The organism is Janthinobacterium sp. PSPC3-1 (assembly GCF_049896105.1).
Taxonomy (GTDB): domain Bacteria; phylum Pseudomonadota; class Gammaproteobacteria; order Burkholderiales; family Burkholderiaceae_D; genus Janthinobacterium.
Genome location: NZ_JAFCTQ010000099.1, coordinates 1 through 607 on the forward strand (window position 1 = coordinate 1; position 607 = coordinate 607).

Here is a 607-nt window from a genome sequence, read left to right on the forward strand (position 1 = left end):
CGACACCCACAACCCCGAGGGCGGGGGCGCTGAGCGCTACCTCGAGCAGATGGCCGCCGGCCTGGTCCGGCGCGGCGCGCGGGTGACCATTCTGAGCGCCGCCCACGCCGCCGCTCCCCCGGACGAGACCGTCGACGGCATCCGCTTCCTGCGGCGCGGCAGCAAGCTCACCGTCTACCTCGAGGGCATGCGCGCGCTGGCGCGCGGCGAGCTCGGCCACCTCGACGCCGTTCCTCGAGCAGGCCGCTGCGCTGCTGGCCGCCGACCCGGTCATAGGCAGCGTGATCGCGAGCGTCTCCGAGCGGATCGCCCGCGAGGTCGCGGCGGGGCACGACTCCTGGTCCGAGGTGGGCGCCCCCTTCGAGCGGTGGTGGCTGGTGGTGCGCGACGCGACCGGCGCGGCCGTCAGCGCGGCGATGCGCACGGCGCCCTTCGCCCCGCACCCGACGTTCTCGCTGCCGATGCCGCCGGCGGCGGCCCGTGACCTCGCGGCCCTGCTGCACGGACGCGGCGAGCTGCTCGGCGGGGCCAACGGCGCGCTCCCGGGAGCCGAGGTGCTCGCCCGCGAGACCGCGCGGCTGTGGGGCGGCGAGATGGTCGTGCGCAA

General features: G+C 77.1%; 2 protein-coding genes. One reads left to right on the forward strand and one right to left on the reverse strand.

What is annotated here, in order from left to right; all coding sequences use genetic code 11:
• On the reverse strand, positions 1–220 hold a 220-nt coding region (locus ACP7B7_RS31645; protein ID WP_426079366.1), incomplete at its 3' end, for a hypothetical protein.
• 61 nt (positions 221–281) lie between these two features.
• Here ACP7B7_RS31645 and ACP7B7_RS31650 point away from each other — a divergent pair.
• Positions 282–607 (forward strand): hypothetical protein (locus ACP7B7_RS31650; RefSeq protein ID WP_426079367.1); only part of this gene is annotated, 326 nt, incomplete at its 3' end.